This is a genomic window from Chryseobacterium sp. POE27 (assembly GCF_039727685.1).
Classification (GTDB): domain Bacteria; phylum Bacteroidota; class Bacteroidia; order Flavobacteriales; family Weeksellaceae; genus Chryseobacterium.
In genome coordinates, this window is the sequence record NZ_CP152475.1 from 3,826,006 (window position 1) to 3,842,595 (window position 16,590).

Here is a 16,590-nt window from a genome sequence, read left to right on the forward strand (position 1 = left end):
ACAATGAATGAATTGATCATAACTTTGAAAGAATATTTTTAATAATCATATCCGCATGAATTCTGGAATTTTCAATAAACCAGAGATGGGTGTCTTTTCCTCCGCATACAACACCGGCAAGATATAAATTCGGAATATTGGTTTCCATTGTTTCGCTGTTGTATAAAGGGTTGAGACATTCTCCCTGTAATTCAATTCCGGAATTTCTTAAGAAGTCGAAGTCAGGTAGATAACCGGTCATCGCCAGTACAAAATCATTTTCAATTTCATGCACTTCACCTTTTTCATCTCTAAAAATGACGGTTTTTTCCCTGATTTCAATTAATTCCGAATTGAAATGAGCACTAATACTTCCTTCTGAAATTCTGTTTTCGATATCAGGTTTTACCCAATATTTCACACTTTTGGAAATTTCCGAATGACGGATAATCATGGTAACTTCGGCGCCTTTTCTGTACGTTTCCAGTGCAGCATCTACCGCAGAATTGCTGGAGCCTACAACAACGATTTTCTGTTTCGCGTATGGATAAGGTTCGATATAATAATGTTTTACTTTAGGAAGATCTTCTCCCGGAATATTCATCAGATTCGGAATATCATAGAAACCGGTTGATATGATTACATTTTTTGAAGAATATTTTCCTTTTGAAGTTTCAATTTCGAAGACATCATTTTCTCTGGAAATTTTCTCCACCTTTTCATACAGATTGATATTGAGATTCCGTTGTCTTGTAATTCCCTGATAATATTCTAAAGCTTCCTGCCTGCCGGGCTTCGGAGCGGTAGAAATGAATGGAATCCCATCTATCTCGAGTTTTTCCGCGGTAGAAAAGAAACGCATATACAAAGGGTAATTGTACAAGGAATTAACAATCGTCCCTTTTTCGATAATGAGATAGCTTAAATTATTTTTCTGCGCTTCCAGGGCACAGTTCAGTCCGATCGGCCCACCTCCGATGATAAGAATATCCAAAGTTTCCATGAAACAAAATTACAAAAAACGAATCAGGAAAAGACTTTATTCATGACAATTAATGAGTTTCAAATTATCAGGCTTCACGATGAAACAGGGTGTTGTGACTCTAAAATTTCAGCCAGTTTTTTAGTAAGGTTTTTTCTGGAAAATTGCTCGATATTTTGAGTGTTTTCAAGAAGATTTCCATCTTTCCAAAGATTAAATTTTTCCAGGATAAATTCTTTTACCGTTGTTGAATCATCATAGCTGAAATGTTTTCCGGCCTGCGTTTCGATCAGTATCCTCGAAACATCAGCATCATTGGGGCCAAAAGAAATAATCTGTTTTCCTGTCGCCAGATATTCGAAAATTTTTCCCGGAATAATTCCTTTTGACGAATCGTTCGGAAAGTTGGTAATTAATAAAACATCTGAAGTCTGCATCTCTTCAATAGCCCTATCGTGAGAGATATATCCAAGATTCAGAATATGCTTTTTTAAAGTGGAGTTTTCTATGGTATGCAGGATTTTATCATCAATTCTGCCTGCAAATTTTAAGACAAAGCTTTCAGCAAAATCAACATTTTCTTTTATAAGATCGTCAAGTGCTTTCCAAAGATTTTCCGGATTTCTGAGCTGTTCTAAAACACCGATATAGCTTAGCGTGAATTGGGTTTTAGGGTTTGAGGGTTTTAAGGTTTTAGGGTTTGAATCAGATTCGTCAAAACCATTAGTTATGCAGAAAGAATTTGCTCCGTTTTTTTTGAAATTTTCAGCATCGGTATAGCTTGTAGCAAGCGTGATGTCAGCATTTCTGAAAACTTCGCTTTCTAATTGGCGGTGTTTTCTGTCGGAACTTTTAGTTAATTTTAAATGTTTATAATAAGAAATTTCCGTCCACGGATCGCGGAAATCTGCAATCCATTGTATGTCAGGTATTTGTTTCTTCAGGTTTAATCCGATCAGGTGAAGTGAATGTGGCGGACCAGACGTGACCACTACATCAATTTTATTTTCTTTTAAATAATTTTCTAAAAATTTAACGGAAGGTTTTACCCAGAAAACTCTGGCATCAGGAATAAAGAAATTACCTCGCACCCAAATTGAAAGTCTGGATTTCCAGCTTTGATTTTTTCCCACATCAAACTGTCCTGCTTTAAACTTTTTATTGCTTTTATTGAGCTTTTCGGCTAACTGATAAGGTTCCCAGATTTTCGTTTTGACGATTTCAATATCTTTCGGAATATCTTTCATCAGGCTTTCATCCAGCAACGGATAGCTCGGGTTTTCAGGTGTATAAATTACGGGTTTCCATCCAAATTCAGGGAGATATTTCGCAAATTTCAACCACCTCTGAACCCCCGGACCTCCTGCCGGAGGCCAGTAATAGGTGATGATGAGTATTTTTTTCTGAGAATTCATTTATGATTATTTAACCGCAAAAGATGCAAAAGCCTATTGTTGTTTTTAGTTATTCAAAAGAAATCAAAATTACATAGATTATTAAGTTTAATTTATTAAAGGCTGCATTTTGCAAACTTTTGGATAACTTATAAGTATTATCTTCTTTTGTTTCTTTTGTGGTTTAAATTAGATATTATTGTTTAGTCATATTGATCAAAGTACTTATTTATAAATGTTTCCTGACCAAAATGATAAATATTTTTAACATTAAAATTTACAAGAATTCCCTTTGGAACTTTTAATAAATTGATGTAATTTATAACCTGAGCTTTATGGATTTCCAAGATAGATGATACGGATTTTATTTCCAGAACAATTAAATCTTCTATTAAAAAATCGCATTTAAAATCACAATTTAAATTTTCATCTTTGTAAACCACAGGAATTTGAAATTCAGATTTGTATTCAATATTTCTTAATTTAAATTCTTTTTCCAAAGCTTTGTGATACACTATTTCTGCCAGTCCCGCACCTAAAATTTTATGAACCTCAATACAGGCTCCGTTAATTCTATAGGTAAGATCGGTTATATACTTTTGGGTAATCATCAATATACAGCTTTTTCAGACTTTTGAACCTCTAAAACACTAAACAGCTTCAGCTTGTCTTTTGTCTCTTTTGCGGTAAATAGAATAAACTCCAAAGCCACTCAGCAAAATAAAAACCGCAAAGCAAAAGAGTGAAATCCATTTTCCTTTTTCAATTACCTCAGGTTCAAAAACCATTCTTATATTGTGGTTTCCGGCAGGAACATGTACTGCACGGAGAAGATAATCAGCTTTGATATACGGAACTTCTTTTTCATCGATGAAAAATTTCCACCCGTGAGGATAATAAATCTCCGAAAATACGGCCAGCTGTGCTGTTTTCGACTGAGATTTGAATTCAAGTTCGTTAGGCTGATATTTCGTTAAGTTGATGTAAGCTGTTGAATCCGGCTGAACAGTTTTTCCGTCAAAATATTTTTTATCCGAAGCAGCAATGACCGCAGTTTTTTTACTGTCTATAACGCCGATTGATTTGATTTCCTGGTTCGGGGAATCCACAAATTTAAGATCACTTACAAACCATGCGTTTCCATTGGCTTTCGGGTTCGCAATTGCCTGTGGCTGTTCCGGACCTCCCAAAACAAGATATTTTGCGTTTAAAAGATTGAGGATATTCGGAACTTTTACAGAATCCATGATCTGGAAATATTCGTTGATGACATCATCATATCGTCTCAGTTTTACCGCGTGATACCCTCCGATGGAAGATTTAAAATAAGAAGTATTCGTCTCGCTGAATGTTCCTAAAATATTATTGAAAATTCTGTAGTGTGTTTTATCTTTTTCAGCGATGGTTTCTAATGTTTTGTTAACATTCACATTCGCTAGGATCGGTTCAAGATTTGGATTTCCCTGAACTTTCTCCGCCATAAGATCTGAACTTTCTGTCTGGAATGGATTTTCCGCGAATATTTTATCGACATAATTATCGTCATTCAAATAACGCTTGTTTACGGTCCACAAATCAAATAAGCTTACCACTCCGATAATTATCAAAGCAATATTCTGATTTAATTTATGTTTTAAAACCATAAATAAAGCCGTGGCAGCTATAGCAACATATATAAATGCTTTAATGGCATCAATCCTGAATAGTTTGAATCTTTCTTCAATCAGATAATCCAGCAGGAAAGGAGGAAGATATGTTTTTTCGTTTTCAGTATGGAATCCTAATAAAGATTTTCCGAAAAGCAGAAGAATTAACACAAAACCCAGCGTTCCACCACCAACATAGATAAGAATTTTCTGTTTGTATTCTGTTGTCAATTCCTTATCTGTAAAAAATCGGTATAATCCAATGATTGCAATTAATGGGAATAATAATTCCACTACAACCAAGATGGAAGACGGTGCTCTGAATTTGTTATAAAAAGGTACAAAATCTATGAAAAAATCTGATAGTGCCATGAAATTGCTTCCCCAGGCTAAAAATATGGTAAGAACCGTTGCACCCAAAATCCAGTAGCGGTATTTTTTCCATGCAAAGAAAAATCCTAAAAGAGCTAAAAAGCAGACGATGGCTCCCTGATAGGCCGGTCCTGAAGTTCCAGGCTGATCGCCCCAGTATGTTAAATTTCCGAAACCTTTTGATATTCTGTCCATTTCCGCCTGTGAACCTACGTTTTCTTGAACGAGTTCCTGAACTCTATTCATCATTTCCTTTCCTTCAGGTTCCTGGCTTCCGCCACCCATTAATCTTGGGATGAAAAGATTCAGTGTTTCAAGTTTGCCATAGCTCCAAAGCAGCATACTTTCTTTATCCATCCCCGATTTTCCTTCGGTGTGGCTGTCATTGGTTAAAATCTGCTTTCCACGAACGGTTTCTTTAATGTATTCGGAATTGGCCATGATTCTCTGGGAGTTCATGCCGACACCGATCAGGCATGAAGCAGCAATGATTCCTGAAGAAATCAGAAAATGCTTCATCGGTGTTTTCTTCTGAATCGCGCGAATCAATTCGGATAAAAATAAAAATCCTAATGCAAGGAAGAGGTAATACGTCATCTGCGGGTGATTGGCCGCAATCTGAAGCCCCATGAACAGTGTGGTGACGATAAATCCCCAAATGTATTGTTTCCGTATATAGACGAGTAAAATTCCTGCCAGAAGTGGCGCAAAATATTCAATGGTATTGATTTTACCGTTGTGACCCGCCGCAATGGCGATATAAAAATAGGTGGAAAGACCGAAAAACGTCGCCCCCAAAAGCGCATATTTCCAGTTTCTGACCACAACCATTCCTAAAAGGAAAAAACCTCCGAAGAGCAGAAAGATATAATTAACAGGTCTCGGGAAAAAATTCAGCTTAGAATCGATTTGTTTGATAATGTCACCTTTGAACTGACTTCCCATCTGATAGGTAGGCATTCCACCGAACATAGAGTCGCTCCAGTAGGTTTCTTTTCCGGTATCGGCTCTGTAATCGAGAAGCTCTTTTGCGCCCCCCGCGATACTGCACGATATCATGCTGAAAAAGCTGTTTTCCCGTGAAAACAGGAGTAGAGTACAAAAATGCTAAAACGATAAATACAACTAATGAAATTGCAATATAAATCAGGTTTTTATTTTTCGCCATGTTGATGATGGTTATTATCTTTTGTTTTCGGAATTATCTTTATCATTACTTTCTTTTACCTCTTCATAATCTACAGTTTCAGCATCCCAGTTGATATTGTTTTTATTTGAGTTTTGAATATCCTGCTGCTTATTATTTTGATTATTATTGTTAAATCTGTAACTATAAAATGTTTTAAAGAAAATCCTTTTAAGGATATTCCATACAAAGAAAATAATGATAGCAGCTAATACCAGCTCAAAAATGTATTTCATAATTTTTTTAATTTAAGGTTTAAAGTTCAAAGTTTGTTGATTGGCATAATGTCTTTCAAATCTAAACTCTCTAACACTCAAATGTCTATATTACTTCGACGGATTGACCATCACAGAAGAATTGGAAACGCTTTTCATCGATTGAGATTCTTTTCCGTTGGAAATAGTTTCTATCTGTGTTGTTACTACAGAAATATTCTGATTGGTGATCCAACCGGTGTTCTGGTCAAATTTTATGGTTCCGTTTTGAGAAAGTTCACTGCTTAAGCTGTGTGTCACTTCTCCCTGATTTTGTTTTTCAACCTTTTTAGGAATTCCTCCTGTTACGCCAATTTCAGCAATGCCGTTTCCAACACTTTTTAATATGTAGTTTGATGTCACTTTTATTTTCCCCTGTGCATCAGCGTTTTCACTGCTTGTCCATTTTTCTCCTACTTTTACTCCTTTTCTTGGCATGATCGTAAGATTTTTATTAAACTGATCTCTTAAAACCTTTTCATTGAATGATTCCTTAAGACTTGCAATAATGCTTTCTTTTTGATTTTTATCTTTAACAATAGTTCCGACGGAAGCGGCCACTTTATTATAAACGGTATCAAAACCAGTTATAGAAATGACATTTCCATGTGTGTCCATTTTCATATTCAGTTTGTTGCCGGTAAGCGCTCTGTTGATATTCCAGATCATTTTAAGATCATCTTCCTTCGGCAGAGGAAGCTTGGTATCTACGACAATCGTTTTGCCTTGCGCGGTCTGAGAATTCCTTTTGGAAACCAGATTTAAAGTGATATCGTAAATATTTCCTTTAATATCATTTACCGTAAAAGACATTTCATCTGTAGACTCATTGGTAGCGTTCAGTGTCTTTCCTGTAGGATCGGTCATTGTTTTTGTGTCTCTCTGGTAGGTTGTTAAAGGATACGTTTTTCCTTTTTCCAGTTTGAAAGTCTGTTTGTAAATTCCTGCGGAGTCTTTAATGGCAGGATTTTCTTCTACTTTTGCTACGGAGTCTGCCGGCACTTCTACTGTAATTGTTTTTCCTGTTTTAGGATCTACTTTGGTGATTTTTGCCGTTTCTTTTTTATTACATGAAACGATGGCTATGGTTGAGATTAGCGCTAATGCTGCTATTTTTTTCATTTGATTCTTTTTAAATTTTTACTACTGTTAATAAATGCTACAGACCCGAGTTTGCAGTCATTTTCTGTCGTACCGCTTCGTATAAAATGGCACCACAGGCGACAGATACATTTAAAGATTGGGTTTTCCCTTCAATAGGAAGCTTTATTTTTTTCGTCGGCGTGATGAAGGACTTCTTTTGAAATTCCTGTTTCTTCATTTCCCATTACGATGGCGCAAGGCTCGTTAAAATTAACATCATAAATTAATTTTTCTGCCTTTTCGCTTGCGGCATATACTGAAATACCACTTTGCTGAAGAAAGTCCACAACATGAGCTAAATTGGGGGCTTTACAGATCTTAACATTATAAAGCGCTCCGGCAGAAGTTTTTATGGCATCAGAATTTATCGGCGCAGCTCCTTTTTCTGGGATAACCACCGCGTCAACGCCTACACATTCTGCTGTTCTGCAGATTGCTCCGAAATTTCTCACATCTGTTAATCGGTCCAGAATAAGTAAAAAAGGTGTTTTTCCTTCTTCAAAAAGTTGAGGAACAATATCTTCCACTTTATGAAACGGAACATCCGATATAAAAGCCACAACACCCTGGTGATTTTTTCTTGTAAAACGGTTCAGCTTTTCAACCGGAACGTAATTGGGACGAATTTTATTTTTAGCCAAAATGGCTTTAAGTTCAGCATAAATAGGTCCTTGCAGTGCATTTTGCACGAAAACCTTGTCAATTGTTTTTCCCGCTTCAATCGCTTCAATCACGGGACGTAGTCCGAAAATAAAATCGTCTTTTTTTATCTGTCATTTTAATAATTTAATAGTGAATTGTCAAATGTAAATTTTACTTTGTCAGTCAATTGTTGTATTAAAATTCATCTTTCACTATTGACTTACGAAGCAAAATTCACTTTTTTTACTATCTTCCTTTTTCTCCTAAAATTGCTCTTTTCTGTGCTAGTACATAGCCGTAATGAAGGCTTTCGTGCATATTGTTAAAAATAATCGCATCCTGAATACTTTTCAGATCCATCCCGAAACTGGTAGTATAAGGCGTGTAATCCGAAAAGAAATCACTGTCATAATCTCTCATTAAAATCTTTGACGTCTCTGTCAGCAAAAATTCGAGATCTTCAACCTCCGATTTCTGAACGTTCAGATTAGGTAACGTTCCTTTTTTTGTAAGTTTCAATCCAATATTTGTCGATCCTGAAAGGATTGCCGCTTAAGTAATAATGCAAAAGCTGCTGGGTAGCAACGGTATGGGCAATATTCCAGTAAATATTATTATTGAAGCCGTCCGGAATCAGCAAAAGATCTTCATGGGAAGTATTTTGTAAAATATCCAGAAGGTTTTTTCTAACCTGTCTGTGGGCTTGAAAATGATAATTCATTTTGCAAAAATTTTAATCACCAAAAATAGTTTAATAAACTGGAAATGACAATTTTTGAATGGAGGATTAAATTAAATTTATATTTTTTTATGAAAATATACATTAATTGCCTTTAGATTTGATATTTCATCTGTTTTCAGACCTCGCATTACTACCGGAATATTTAACAAACTTTAACTCAAAAATGGCATTGTTTGGGTTGATTTATGCAAGTATTTATTAGAAATTTACCAATTATTTTAAATTAGACTATGTCAGATACATATCAAGCAGAAGATATTCGTCAGCTAACCGAAAAGGTAAAGGAAGCGAACTTCTATTTCTCCCGTCTCCGCGAAGAAATCAACAAAGTTATCATTGGACAGGAATATATGATAGACCGCCTTTTGGTGGGTCTCCTGGGAAATGGTCACGTCCTTTTGGAAGGAGTTCCGGGATTGGCAAAAACCCTGGCGATTAAGACCCTGGCTGAAGCTGTTGATGGTGAATTTTCCAGAATTCAGTTTACGCCGGATCTCTTGCCGGCGGATGTTGTGGGAACGATGATTTATAATATTAAAGACAATGATTTTTCCATTAAAAGGGGGCCTGTTTTTGCCAATTTTGTGTTGGCGGATGAAATCAATCGTGCACCTGCAAAAGTGCAATCTGCTCTTTTGGAAGTGATGCAGGAAAAGCAGGTGACTATCGGAGACGAAACGATGAAGTTGCCAAAGCCATTTTTGGTACTGGCAACACAAAACCCGATCGACCAGGAAGGAACTTATCTTTTGCCTGAAGCGCAAAGTGACCGTTTCATGTTAAAATGTACGATCGACTATCCTAAGTTTGAGGATGAAAGGATGGTGATGAGAATGGTTTCCACTTCGCATCAGCCGACTGTGAAACCGGTAATTTCGCTTGAGCATATTGTTGGAGCTAAGGAGCTTATTAATCAGATTTATCTTGACGAAAAAATAGAAAAATATATTCTGGATATGGTTTTTGCTACTCGTTTTCCGGAAAATTATGGACTTTCTGAACTCAAAAATTATATCAGTTTCGGTGCTTCTCCGAGAGCTTCCATCAATTTAGCGATTGCTTCAAGGGCATATGCGTTTCTGAGAGGAAGAGCTTTTGTGATTCCTGAAGATGTAAAATCTCTGGCAAAAGATGTGTTAAGACATAGAATAGGTTTAACTTTCGAGGCAGAAGCTGAGGAAATTTCATCAGAAGAAATTATTGATAGGATTTTAGCGAAAATCCAGGCACCGTAATGGAGGATATTTTCATCAGACGAGCATTTCAGGAAGATTGTGCTCCAATGCTTGAGCTTATCAGAGAGTTGGCAGATTATGAAAATGCATTGCATGAAGTTACGTTAACTTTAGAGCAATTTATTGAAGACGGATTTGGGAAATTGCCTGCTTGGGGAGCATTTGTAGCCGAATGCAACGGTGAAATTATTGGAATTTCGTTGTATTATGAAAGATATTCAACATGGAAGGGAAGAAGATTATATCTTGAAGATCTTGTGGTAACCGAAAAATGGAGAGGAAAACAAATCGGGAAAAAATTATTTGAAGCAACAATGGAATACGGAATGACAGGCCAATACAGCGGAATGGTTTTTCAGGTGCTAAACTGGAATGAACCGGCCATAAATTTCTACAAAAAATACAGCCCTAAATTTGATAATGAATGGTTTAATGTGTCTATTGAATTCAATGTTTAATATTTGTAGTTTAAAGTTTTTTGAACGTTATTAAATTAATTATAAAATTTTTAAAACAAAAATAAAGCAGTTTTAAGCTAAAACTCTCAACAAAAAAATAATAAACTCTAATATACTCAAACGCAGAAAATGCAGATTAAAGATATTGTAAAAAAAAGTAAAGCAGATAGAAATCCGTACCCGAAAAAAAACGGAAGCTACTCTCATGGGACAATATCACAGTGCTTTCAAAGGACAGGGGATGACTTTCTCGGAAGTTCGCCCTTATCAGTTCGGAGATGAGATCCGCAGAATCGACTGGAATAAAACTGCGAGGTTTCGTGAGCCTTTCGTCAAGGTGATGGAGGAGGAACGAGAACTTACAATGATGTTGCTGGTAGATATTTCTGCATCCATGGATTATGGTACCAAAAATCAGCTGAAAAGAGAATATGTCGCAGAAATTGCTGCAAGCTTAGGGTTTTCTGCAGCAGGAAATAATGATAAAGTAGGGCTGATCTTATTTGCAGATAAAGTGTATAAGGTAATACCTCCGCAGAAAGGAAGAAAACACATACTTTCTATTATCAGTACCATATTGACGGCTGATTATGTGCCTTCGGTAACTAAAATCGATAAAGCACTGGAGTATATGATGGGGATTTTTAAAAGAAAATCTTTGGTTTTTATGTTTTCTGATTTTGAAGATCCGTATGATTCCAAAATGTTAAAAGCTGCTTCTAAGAAACACCAGCTATTGGGAATGAGAATTTTTGATCAGAAGGATAATGAAATTCCTGATGTAGGCTATACCTTATTGTATGATGCCGAAACGGGTAAACAGATTTGGGCCAACACATCGAATGCAAGATGGAGATACAATTTTGCAGAAGCACAGAAACAAAAGCTAAGAGCTTTGGAAGAAGATTTTGCCAACAGCTCAGCTAGTTTTCTGAATATGGATACAGGTGCCGATTACTCCAAATTGTTGTACAATTATTTTCAGAAAAAATAACTTCAACCGAATGAATGGGCTTTAGCCCATTATAATTAAAAATAACTTAAGGCTTTAGCCAAAACGTATTATTTACAATTGAAAAAATTATTATTTATATTTTGTTTTCTTATCTGTGCGAATGCTTTTTCACAGATTCTTTCTTCAAGCGTCGAGAAGAAAACCATTGCTCTCGGAGAAGTGGATCATATCGTCGTGACGATCAACAATCTTAATAATGAAAAAGTGTCTGCCGCTCCGGAAAATGAGCTGCTGCCCTTCCATTTTGAAGAAGTGAAAGACAGTATTTCGCAGACTCAGGATGTTTATTACAGAAGAATTGAATTTGCTGTTTTTGAAGAAGGAAAATTTACCATTCCTGAACTTGAATTCAAGGTAGGAGGAAAAATACTGAAAACGATACCTTATGAAATTGATGTGATCAATACAGCACAGAAGACCGATCAGATCAACGATATTATGAATAACAAAGAGGTAAAGCTTGAAGTTACTGATTACTGGGAACTGTATAAGTTTTATATTCTTGCTGCTATTACAGTAATTGCCCTTATTATTGCTATAATATTCATCGTTAAATATGGAAGGAAAGCTAAAGATTCTCCTGTTGTGGCTACCAATCAGACGTTAAAAGAATTAGATTCTCTTAAAAAGAAAAAATATGTGGAAACCGGAAATTATCGTTCCTTTTATGTAGAATTGATCGATATTTCAAGAAAATTTATCGCAAAACAATACCGTTTACCGGCAGATGTTTTACTGACAGATGATCTGATTGATCTGATGAAGAAAAATAATACCATTTCTCAGGAAAACGAAAGGGTCGTGGAAGATGTATTCTTAAGAGGTGATCTGGTGAAGTTTGCGAAAACTTTCCCTGATAAAGCGACGATGGAAAAAGACCTTACTGAGATTACAGATTTTGTAAAGCGCTCATCAAAAGATTTGGAATTCGAAAATTTGAGAAAAGATGTTTGATTTTGATTTTGAATTTTACAGTCCATGGTTTTTACTGCTTTTCCTGCTGTTTATTCCTTTATTGATAAAAGATGCCGGAACTCAGAAGAGAAAAGGAATTAAAGTCCCTACAGTTAAGAATATGAGTGAAAGCGGAGGGATCCAGGTCGTAATGTTTTTGCTGAAAATTTCAAAATACATCATTCTTTCTGCATTGATTATTGCGATGGCAAGACCGCGAACTTTTACCATTTCTCAGGATCGCGATGATACAAAAGGGATTGATATTATGCTTTCCGTAGATGTTTCGTTAAGTATGCTCGCCAAAGATCTTACTCCGGACCGTTTGACAGCTTTAAAAGATATTGCTATTAAATTCGTTCAGAAAAGACCCAACGACAGGATCGGACTTGTAACCTATTCCGGAGAAGCGTTTACAAAAGTACCCGTAACTTCAGATCATCAGGTAGTTATCGACGAATTGCAAAATCTTAACCCCCCTGGAATTGCAGCCGGGAACCGCAATGGGAGAAGGACTTTCGGTAGCGGTCAACCACCTTAAAAACAGTAAAGCAAAAAGCAAAATTGTTATTTTAATGACGGATGGGGTTAATACTATAGAAAATGCAATGCCTCCGGCTTTGGCTGCAGAATTGGCAAAAAATAATAATATAAAAGTGTACGCTATTGGAATAGGAACCAATGGATACGCACTGATGCCGACGCAAACCGACATATTCGGGGATCTGGTTTTTACGGAAACGGAAGTGAAAATAGATGAACCTGTTTTGAAAGAAGTGGCACAAATGACAGGCGGAAGATATTTCAGGGCAACATCAAACAGCAGTCTTGAAGAAGTTTATGATGAGATCAATCAGCTTGAAAAATCTGATGTGAAAGTGGCTAAACTGTTTAATTATCAGGAGTATTTTAAAATCTTTCTCTGGATTGCTTTAGGAATGCTGTTTCTGGATGCTTTATTACGGTGGGTGTTTTATAAAATTTTAAGTTAATGGATTGGTATTTAGGGAATTATTGGTATTTATTGTTGCTGTTGCTTCTGCCGCTGTTAGCTGTTTTTTTAATACGTTTTTTAAAATGGAAAAATAAAAAAAGAGAGATCTTTGCAGATGGTCAGTTCCACCAGCATCTCTTTGAAAAACGATCAGGGTTCATAAAAATTTTTCCTGCTTTATATTTATTGGGGACACTATTTCTTATTTTTTCTATTATTGATCTTTTAAGTGGTTCCGAGGAAATTAAAACCAATCAAAAGCTTAACAATGTTATTTTCATGCTGGATGTTTCCAACTCGATGAATGCAGAAGATATTGAACCAAGTCGTCTGACGGAAGCCAAAAATCTCATTATCCAAACGATGCAGAAAATGAAAAGTGATAAAGTGGGAATTGTCATTTTTGCCGGGGAATCTACTTCTATCATGCCCTTGACAACAGATTATACGTCTGCAGAAACTTATATCGGTGGTATTGAAACCAATTCTATGCAGATTCAGGGAACTGACTTTCTGAAAGGAATGCAAACCGCGGTGCAAAAATTTAAAAATGTAAACAAAGATGCCAGAAAGGTTGTATTGTTGAGTGATGGCGAAGATAATGAGGGAAATGATGATGCTGCAATAAGACTGGCCAAAAAAGAAGGAATTATGATTACTTCCGTTGGAATCGGTTCTGATGAAGGTGCGCCGGTTCCGGAATATGCTTTTGGTCAGCTGATGGGGTACAAAGCTGATATGTCGGGACAGACGGTGATCTCTAAAAGACAGACTGAAGCGCTTAGAAAAATGGCAGAATCTACCGGTGGATCTTATATCGACGGAAATAATATCAATGAAGCTCCTGAAAGAATAATTGATGCCCTTAAAAAGAAAACAGGATCTTCAGAAACAATGGTGAAATCTCAGAATGCCAATCATTATTACCAATATTTTCTTGCAGTGTCCATATTTTTCTTTTTCTTAATTTATATGTTCAATCCTAAAAGAGATTTTAATGTGTAGAAACAAACGCATTTGCGCATGTTCAGATTTCTACTTTAACCCAATTTTAACAAATAAGGCACTGTTTATTAACATATAAAGGAATAATTTTGCATTGGATGAATACTAAAATCTTTTTTTTGTCGTTTATTACTGCTTTCTTCTGTTCAGGAATTCTTTTTGGGCAGAATAATTACCGTACGCTTGTGTATGAAGGTAATGAAAAATTTAACGGTAAAGATTATGACGGAGCTTCTGTGAAGTATATGGAAGCCATTAAAACCAACGATAAAGATTTTACGGCACATTACAACCTGGGAAATGCCCTTTACAAAAACAAAAAATACGAAGAAGCAAAAGCTGAATTTGAAAAAGCACAAAGATTTTCTCAAACCATTTCCGATAAGGCAGCAGCTCTCCATAATCTGGGAAATGCATATATGCAGATGAAGCAACCGGAAAAGGCAGCAGAATTTTATAAACAATCTCTGAAACAAAATCCTTACAGCGAAGCAACAAGAAAAAACTATGAGATTGCTAAGCTGAAGGAAAAAGAAAATCAGCAGAAAAAACAGCAGCAGAATAACTCCGGTAAAGGAGGAGGCGGTAAAGATCAGCAGAAAAATGACGATCAGAAGGGTCCTAAAGATCAAAACCAGGATCAGGGACAAGGTCAGAAAAATCAAGGTAAAGGACAGGGAAATAATCCCGATCAGAAACCGAATAATGAAGGCAAAATCCCGAAAGAACTCGAAAATCAGATACTCAATAAAGTAAGCGATAAAGAGAAAGAAACCGCCAGAAGAATTTTAAATAAAAATTCTTATTCGATGCCTGAAAGCAACGAGAAAGATTGGTGATGCAGAGCAGACTTACCTACATATTGTTCCTACTTATATCCGTAATTTCTTACGGACAGGTAAATCTTTCCGCTACTCCCGATAAAACCACCTATAGTTCCAAAGAAGTAATCAATATTACCATTGTCCTTGAAATTGAAGGAAATGATTATAATAATCAACAGACCAAATTGCGGCTGCCTGACTTTTCAAAATTCAATCTCATAGGAACAGGTTCTGTGACCAGCGGATTTATTGATCCGACAACGAATACAGTGATTTCCCAGTCGGTTACCCGATTAGCTTTAGAACCAAAACAAAAAGGAAAAGTAAAAATTGGTTCGTTTCTAATAACAATAGATAATAAAATCTATAAAACCGAGCCTTTTGATATTTTAGTCAAAGATGTAGACAAAAAAACAGCAGTAGCCGCCAACTCTTCAAAGGATGTTTATCTGAATATGGAGATCGAAGACCGTGAGGTATATCAGGATGAGCCAACAATTGCAGTTTTGAAAGTTTATTCCAAGAATATGGATAACCTGAGACGGGTGAAAAATATTCGTCTTCCACAAAATAATAACCTGGATGTTTATCCGGTGAGTTTTGCAAAATCTGAAATCGATCCTTCGGATTACGGAAATATGTCGTCACAGGTTGTAGCTATATTCCTGATTTTCCCTAATGAGGCAGGCTATGTAGAAGTGCCGGGTGTTTCGGCATCGGTGAGCTCTTATACCGGAAAAAATAAAATTGTCTCGAATAAAGTTAAAATCAATGTTAAAAAACTTCCTGAAGGTTCTCCCGAGCATTTTAAAAATGCAGTGGGCGACTTCAAAGTGAGTATTGCTAATGTTTCAAAAGAAAAAGCTGAGGTTAAAAAGCCGATCAACGTTCTTGTAAAAGTAAGCGGAGAAGGAAATCTCAAAAGCCTGGAACTTCCCAAGATCGCCGAATCACCAGATTATGATGTTTTTGCTCCTAAAATCACTTCCAAAGTGACAACAGCAACAACAGGAATGAAAGGTGAAATTTTGGCTAATTATCTTGTGATTCCTAAAAAGGCTGGTGAGGTTTCCATTAAAACTGAAGATTTTGCTTTTTTTGATCCTTTAAAAAAAGAATATGTAGATCTTGGACAGGAAACACTGAACGTTAACGCATTTTCCCATGAACAGATTTTGGAATCGCGCACTGCCGTTGAAAAGGTAAATGAATACACCAACACCTTCCTGGAAACTGTTAATACGCCTGTTTTAAAGACAACATCCTTCAAGGTAAAAGAAAAAAACAGATTCCACTGGAATATACTTTTCATAAATATCGCTATTTTAATAGGCCTTTTTATAGCGTATCTCTTGTTTAAAAACTGGCAGAAAAAAAGCAAATCAAATAAAGAACCCGAAACTACAAAACCTATTGGTTCAGTAGCTGAAACGGAAAAAGAAATCCGAGAAAGATTGAAAACAGACGTGAATGATTATTTCACTTATTTGGAAAATCTTAAAGATAAAGAAAATTATCAAACGTTTTTTCAAACCTATGAAGAACTGGATTCTGAAGTAAGAAATCAATATTTTAAAAGTTCTGCTGAAGATTTTGCAGATTTTCTTGAAAATCATAAAGGCTCTGTTATAGCTGAAGAATACAGAAGTCTTACCCAAAGAATACAGATAGAAAAATATGCTCCAGTGAAATCCCCTGAGGCCTTGGATGTGCTCTTAACATTCATTGTGAATTTGTATTCAAAGATTAGCAAATAATCAATTTA

Annotated in this window: 12 protein-coding genes and 4 pseudogenes; 8 read left to right on the plus strand and 8 right to left on the minus strand. The window is 36.0% G+C overall.

What is annotated here, in order from left to right; all coding sequences use genetic code 11:
• Positions 1–16: 16 nt before the first annotated feature.
• The 8 genes and pseudogenes from AAHI02_RS18400 to AAHI02_RS18435 all read right to left on the minus strand — a co-directional run bounded on the left by AAHI02_RS18400 (position 17) and on the right by AAHI02_RS18435 (position 8,319).
• Positions 17–982 (minus strand): YpdA family putative bacillithiol disulfide reductase, encoded by a 966-nt coding sequence (locus AAHI02_RS18400; RefSeq protein ID WP_346984491.1) that lies wholly within the window; start codon positions 980–982, stop codon positions 17–19.
• 74 nt (positions 983–1,056) lie between these two features.
• On the minus strand, positions 1,057–2,376 hold the full coding sequence (locus tag AAHI02_RS18405) for a glycosyl transferase family 1 (protein WP_346984492.1): 1,320 nt from the start codon (positions 2,374–2,376) through the stop codon (positions 1,057–1,059).
• A 182-nt stretch (positions 2,377–2,558) separates the two neighbouring features.
• Positions 2,559–2,966, minus strand: a complete 408-nt coding sequence (locus AAHI02_RS18410) for a GxxExxY protein (protein ID WP_346986636.1) — start codon at positions 2,964–2,966, stop codon at positions 2,559–2,561.
• A gap of 39 nt (positions 2,967–3,005) precedes the next feature.
• Positions 3,006–5,541 (minus strand): annotated as a pseudogene (locus AAHI02_RS18415) (YfhO family protein).
• Between the two features lie 14 nt (positions 5,542–5,555).
• Entirely contained in the window at positions 5,556–5,795 is a 240-nt protein-coding gene (locus AAHI02_RS18420; protein WP_346984493.1) for a hypothetical protein, read from the minus strand.
• A gap of 90 nt (positions 5,796–5,885) precedes the next feature.
• Positions 5,886–6,935 (minus strand): DUF6263 family protein, encoded by a 1,050-nt coding sequence (locus tag AAHI02_RS18425; RefSeq protein ID WP_346984494.1) that lies wholly within the window; start codon positions 6,933–6,935, stop codon positions 5,886–5,888.
• A 37-nt stretch (positions 6,936–6,972) separates the two neighbouring features.
• Positions 6,973–7,726, minus strand: a pseudogene (gene rlmB, locus AAHI02_RS18430) (23S rRNA (guanosine(2251)-2'-O)-methyltransferase RlmB).
• A gap of 118 nt (positions 7,727–7,844) precedes the next feature.
• A pseudogene (locus AAHI02_RS18435) lies at positions 7,845–8,319 on the minus strand (DinB family protein).
• 251 nt (positions 8,320–8,570) lie between these two features.
• Between AAHI02_RS18435 and AAHI02_RS18440 the strand changes: the two are divergent.
• The 8 genes and pseudogenes from AAHI02_RS18440 (at position 8,571) to AAHI02_RS18475 (ending at position 16,582) form a co-directional block, all read left to right on the plus strand.
• A complete protein-coding gene (locus tag AAHI02_RS18440; RefSeq protein WP_346984495.1) occupies positions 8,571–9,575 on the plus strand; it encodes a MoxR family ATPase in 1,005 nt (334 codons plus the stop codon).
• The gene (locus AAHI02_RS18445; protein WP_346984496.1) at positions 9,575–10,033 is read left to right on the plus strand and encodes a GNAT family N-acetyltransferase; all 459 of its coding nucleotides are present in this window, start codon (positions 9,575–9,577) and stop codon (positions 10,031–10,033) included. Before AAHI02_RS18440 ends, AAHI02_RS18445 begins: the two co-directional genes overlap by 1 nt.
• Positions 10,034–10,238: 205 nt before the next feature.
• Entirely contained in the window at positions 10,239–11,027 is a 789-nt protein-coding gene (locus tag AAHI02_RS18450) for a DUF58 domain-containing protein (protein WP_346984497.1), read from the plus strand.
• 78 nt (positions 11,028–11,105) lie between these two features.
• Positions 11,106–12,002, plus strand: coding sequence for a BatD family protein (locus tag AAHI02_RS18455; protein WP_346984498.1), 897 nt, complete (start codon positions 11,106–11,108; stop codon positions 12,000–12,002).
• Positions 11,995–12,994, plus strand: a pseudogene (locus tag AAHI02_RS18460) (VWA domain-containing protein). The gene AAHI02_RS18455 and the pseudogene AAHI02_RS18460 overlap by 8 nt, the downstream one beginning before the upstream one ends.
• Positions 12,994–14,001, plus strand: a complete 1,008-nt coding sequence (locus AAHI02_RS18465) for a VWA domain-containing protein (RefSeq protein ID WP_346984499.1) — start codon at positions 12,994–12,996, stop codon at positions 13,999–14,001. The pseudogene AAHI02_RS18460 and the gene AAHI02_RS18465 overlap by 1 nt, the downstream one beginning before the upstream one ends.
• Positions 14,002–14,099: 98 nt before the next feature.
• Positions 14,100–14,840 (plus strand): tetratricopeptide repeat protein, encoded by a 741-nt coding sequence (locus AAHI02_RS18470; RefSeq protein WP_346984500.1) that lies wholly within the window; start codon positions 14,100–14,102, stop codon positions 14,838–14,840.
• Complete coding sequence (locus tag AAHI02_RS18475; RefSeq protein ID WP_346984501.1) at positions 14,840–16,582, plus strand: BatD family protein; 1,743 nt, start codon at positions 14,840–14,842, stop codon at positions 16,580–16,582. Before AAHI02_RS18470 ends, AAHI02_RS18475 begins: the two co-directional genes overlap by 1 nt.
• Positions 16,583–16,590 lie beyond the last annotated feature (8 nt).

Coding starts and splice junctions, on each gene's coding strand:
- AAHI02_RS18450 (WP_346984497.1), top strand. CDS start 10,239: ATGGGACAATATCACAGTGCTTTCAAAGGACAGGGGATGACTTTCTCG.
- AAHI02_RS18445 (WP_346984496.1), top strand. CDS start 9,575: ATGGAGGATATTTTCATCAGACGAGCATTTCAGGAAGATTGTGCTCCA.
- AAHI02_RS18475 (WP_346984501.1), top strand. CDS start 14,840: ATGCAGAGCAGACTTACCTACATATTGTTCCTACTTATATCCGTAATT.
- AAHI02_RS18440 (WP_346984495.1), top strand. CDS start 8,571: ATGTCAGATACATATCAAGCAGAAGATATTCGTCAGCTAACCGAAAAG.
- AAHI02_RS18425 (WP_346984494.1), bottom strand. CDS start 6,935: ATGAAAAAAATAGCAGCATTAGCGCTAATCTCAACCATAGCCATCGTT.
- AAHI02_RS18465 (WP_346984499.1), top strand. CDS start 12,994: ATGGATTGGTATTTAGGGAATTATTGGTATTTATTGTTGCTGTTGCTT.
- AAHI02_RS18420 (WP_346984493.1), bottom strand. CDS start 5,795: ATGAAATACATTTTTGAGCTGGTATTAGCTGCTATCATTATTTTCTTT.
- AAHI02_RS18405 (WP_346984492.1), bottom strand. CDS start 2,376: ATGAATTCTCAGAAAAAAATACTCATCATCACCTATTACTGGCCTCCG.
- AAHI02_RS18410 (WP_346986636.1), bottom strand. CDS start 2,966: ATGATTACCCAAAAGTATATAACCGATCTTACCTATAGAATTAACGGA.
- AAHI02_RS18400 (WP_346984491.1), bottom strand. CDS start 982: ATGGAAACTTTGGATATTCTTATCATCGGAGGTGGGCCGATCGGACTG.
- AAHI02_RS18470 (WP_346984500.1), top strand. CDS start 14,100: ATGAATACTAAAATCTTTTTTTTGTCGTTTATTACTGCTTTCTTCTGT.